The organism is Pseudoxanthomonas sp. LjRoot204_2 (genome assembly GCF_056175765.1).
Genome location: NZ_JBGFFG010000356.1, coordinates 1 through 3531 on the forward strand (window position 1 = coordinate 1; position 3531 = coordinate 3531).

4 protein-coding genes and 1 pseudogene are annotated in these 3531 nt (G+C 67.2%); 1 reads left to right on the forward strand and 4 read right to left on the reverse strand.

From position 1 onward, the window contains the following. Nucleotides 1–301 (forward strand): dihydrofolate reductase (locus AC04L7_RS14615; RefSeq protein WP_475513280.1); only part of this gene is annotated, 301 nt, incomplete at its 5' end. A gap of 169 nt (nucleotides 302–470) precedes the next feature. On the opposite strand, the pseudogene AC04L7_RS14620 reads toward AC04L7_RS14615, so the two are convergent. The 4 genes and pseudogenes from AC04L7_RS14620 to pdxA form a co-directional block, all read right to left on the reverse strand. Then, nucleotides 471–1316, reverse strand: a pseudogene (locus tag AC04L7_RS14620) (symmetrical bis(5'-nucleosyl)-tetraphosphatase); the annotation flags it as partial. Nucleotides 1317–1326: 10 nt separating this feature from the next. Then, entirely contained in the window at nucleotides 1327–1707 is a 381-nt protein-coding gene (gene apaG, locus AC04L7_RS14625) for a Co2+/Mg2+ efflux protein ApaG (protein ID WP_435997119.1), read from the reverse strand. Between the two features lie 58 nt (nucleotides 1708–1765). Then, nucleotides 1766–2551: a 16S rRNA (adenine(1518)-N(6)/adenine(1519)-N(6))-dimethyltransferase RsmA gene (gene rsmA / locus AC04L7_RS14630; protein WP_299340879.1), complete on the reverse strand. Its 786-nt coding sequence runs from the start codon at nucleotides 2549–2551 to the stop codon at nucleotides 1766–1768. Between the two features lie 96 nt (nucleotides 2552–2647). Beyond that, nucleotides 2648–3531 (reverse strand): 4-hydroxythreonine-4-phosphate dehydrogenase PdxA (gene pdxA, locus AC04L7_RS14635; RefSeq protein ID WP_475513281.1); only part of this gene is annotated, 884 nt, incomplete at its 5' end.

The window sequence follows — 3531 nt, forward strand, 5'->3', positions numbered from 1 at the left end:
GCGCGGTACAGTGCCCTTCGAGGGCATGCAGGCTGTCGGGTCGGTCGATGAAGCGCTCGCGATCGCCGAGACGCAAGGCGCCGAAGAACTGAGCGTGATAGGCGGCGGCGAGGTTTACGCGATCACCTTGGGGAGTGCCGACGTGCTGTACCTGACCGAGGTCGATACGGTGGTGGAGGGCGCGCATGCGTTCTTCCCGGCCTTCGATCCGACGGAATGGCGCGAAGTCGCACGCGAGCCGCATCCCGTCGATGCAAAGCACGCGCTGGCATTCGACTTCGTCGAGTACCACCGTCGCTGAGGCGCCCTCTGTAGGCTGGGATGAAGCGAAGCGCAATCCCAGCGCTCTCCCGTTAGGTTGGATCTACAGATGCTGGGTTTATCAACCCAGCCTACGAAGGCCCTGATTTGCGCGTATCTGTAGGTCGGGATGAAGCCAAGCGCCATCCCAGCACTTCTACTCAGTCCTTCGGCAATTCGCCCTTGGGCGGTGGAGGCACGTCTCGGCCGGGGACCTGCACCAGCCGGATATCGTCGGTGTCGAGTTGCAATGCGGTGAGTTTCCCGCCCCACACCGCACCGGTGTCGATCGCGTGCACGCCATGGCCGATCATCAGGCCCAGCGTGGACCAGTGGCCGCAGACGATCTTCAGGTCCCGCTCGGCGCGGCCGGGGACTTCGTACCAGGGATACAGGCCCTGGGCCTGGCGGCCCGGCGCGCCCTTCTCCTCGATCGCCATGCGCCCGCGCGGCGTGCAGTAGCGCATGCGCGTGAGCACGTTGATGATGGCGCGCGAGCGGTCGTGCCCCGAGAGGTGCGGCGCCCAGTTTGGCTTGTCGCCGTACATGTTGCGGAACAGCTTGCGGTAGGCGTTGCCGTGCAACTGCACTTCCACTTCGCGCGCGTGTTTTTCCGCGAGGGCGGTGGTCCACTTCGGCGCGAGCCCGGCGTGCACCATCATCCAGCCCAGTTCACGGTCCACGTGCACCAGTTTCTGCAGGCGCAACCAGTCCAGCAGCACGCGTGCATCGTCGGCCAGCACCACGCGTTGCAGGTCGGGATTGACCTTGCGCTGTTCGTCCGGCGAGCGTTCGCCGATCGCCAGTAGGGAGAGATCGTGGTTGCCCAGCACCACCACGCAGTGATCGCGCAGCGAATGCACCAGCCGCAGCGTTTCCAGCGACTGTCCGCCGCGGTTGACGAGGTCGCCGCAGAACCAAAGCCGGTCCTGCGCCGGATCGAAGCGGATCTTCTCCAGCAGGCGCTGCGTCGCGTCGTAGCAGCCCTGCAGGTCGCCGATGGCCCAGACGGTCATCGCGGCGGACTCAGTGCAGGGTCCGCGGGACGGACAGGGTGAAGGCGGCGATGGGCGCGTCGAACCGGGTGCCGTCGTCGGCGAGCATGTCGTAGCGTCCCTGCATGGTGCCCAGTGCGGTTTCCAGGATGGCGCCGGAGGTGTAGCGGAAGTCTTCGCCCGGCCTCAGCCAGGGCTGTTCGCCGACCACGCCTTCGCCTTCCACTTCCTCCACCTTGCCGTTGGCGTCGGTGATGATCCAGTGCCGGCGAAGCAGCTGCGCCGGCACGCGGCCGCGGTTGTGGATGCGGATCGTGTACGCGAACACATAGCGCCCGTCCTCGGGCGCTGACTGGTCATCCAGGAAGCGCGTGGCGACATCCACTTCGATGGCGTAATCGGGGGAATCCATGCGTTCAGTTTATGCAAACGCGCGTAAAAGCGGAAACAACGCGGCGCGATGCCGCAGCTCAGTCGTCCGCAGGCAGGTTGGCGAGGCGGACGAAACCATCCACGTCGACCTGTTCGGCACGCGCGTCCGGACGCAGGCCGGCGGCTTCGATCTGGTCCGTCGTGCACGTACCACCCAGTGCATTGCGCAGGGTCTTGCGCCGCTGGCCGAACGCCGCGCGCACGACGGCCTCGAAGCGGCCAGGGTCGCTGATGCCGATGGACGTGGCATCGCGGGGCACCAGTCGTGCCACCGCCGAATCGACCTTCGGCGGCGGACGGAACGCGCCGGGCGGGACGACGAACAGCGCGTCCACGCGGCAGTACGCCTGCAGCATTACGCTGAGACGGCCGTAGACCTTGCTGCCGGGCTCGGCGGCCATGCGGTCCACTACCTCCTTCTGCAGCATGAAGACCATGTCGCGGATCGAGGCGGCGTGTTCGATGGCATGGAACAGGATGGGCGACGACAGGTTGTACGGCAGGTTGCCGACCAGGCGCAGTTTTTCGTCGCCGGCGAGCTTGCCGAAGTCCACGTCCAGGACGTTCTTGTGGATGATCGTCAGCCGGCCCACGCCCTCCGACGCTTCCATCAGCGGCGTGATCAGGTCGCGGTCGAACTCGATCGCCGTCAGCTCGCCATGCTTGCGCAGCAGCGGGAACGTGATCGCGCCCTGGCCCGGCCCGATCTCAACCAGCCGGTCGCCAGGCTGCGGATTCACCGCCATCACGATCTTGTCGATGTAGCTGCGGTCGGTCAGGAAGTGCTGGCCGAGGGACTTCTTCGGGGGAGCCTTGAAGGACATGGGGGCGCGGAGCCTTTGAAAGCAGAAGAGAGTGTGGGGAAGTGAGGAGCGAGCAGGGCAGGCGGGAGCGATGGGGCGCGACATCTCCCTCACTCCTCACCGTTCTCCGCTCACTCCTCGCCGTAACGCCATGCGCGCACAGGTGGCCACGGCGGCGAACAGGCTGGAGGGATCGGCGATGCCCTTGCCGGCAAGGTCGAGCGCGGTGCCGTGGTCGACCGCCACGCGCGGATACGGCAGCCCCAGCGTCAGGTTCACCGCCTGCTCGAAGCCGCTGTACTTGAGGACCGGCAGGCCCTGGTCGTGATACATCGCGACCACGGCATCGAAGCCCCGCAGTTTCTGCGGCAGGAACGCGGTATCGGCGGGTAGCGGACCTTCAAGGCGCAGGCCGTCCGCGCGCAGGGCGTGCAACACAGGCTCGATGACCTCGATTTCCTCATTGCCGAGGTGGCCGGCTTCGCCCGCATGCGGGTTCAGGCCGAGCACGGCGATGACCGGTTCGGCGATGCCGAAGTCACGGCGCAGCGCGGCATGCGTGATGCGCAGTACCTGCTCCAGCCCAGCGGGCGTGATGGCGTCGGGAACAGCCCGCAAGGGCAGGTGCGTGGTTGCCAGCGCGACGCGSACGATGTCGTTGGCCAGCATCATCACCACCGGACAGTCCGCCTGTTCCGCCAGCAGTTCCGTCGTGCCCCGGTAAGCGATGCCGCCGGCGTTGATCGCCGCCTTGTGCACGGGGCCRGTGACCAGGCCGTCGAGATCGCCCCGCAGGCAGGCGCCGGCCGCATGCGTCAGCGCATCGATGACCGCGCGCGCGTTGCGCGGCTCGGTCGCGCCGAAGGCGTTTGGGACGGCGTTGGGGAGGGGGTGCAGGCGCAGATCGCCCGGCCGCCGCGCGACCTCATGCTCGGCGAGCAGCCGGAGCGGCAGACCAAGCGCATCGGCTGCCGCCCCCAGCGTGACGGCATCGCCAAAGG

What these genes read in the sequence shown, in the direction of transcription:
- apaG (WP_435997119.1), bottom strand. Translation starts at nt 1,707, where the DNA reads ATGGATTCCCCCGATTACGCCATCGAAGTGGATGTCGCCACGCGCTTC.
- rsmA (WP_299340879.1), bottom strand. Translation starts at nt 2,551, where the DNA reads ATGTCCTTCAAGGCTCCCCCGAAGAAGTCCCTCGGCCAGCACTTCCTG.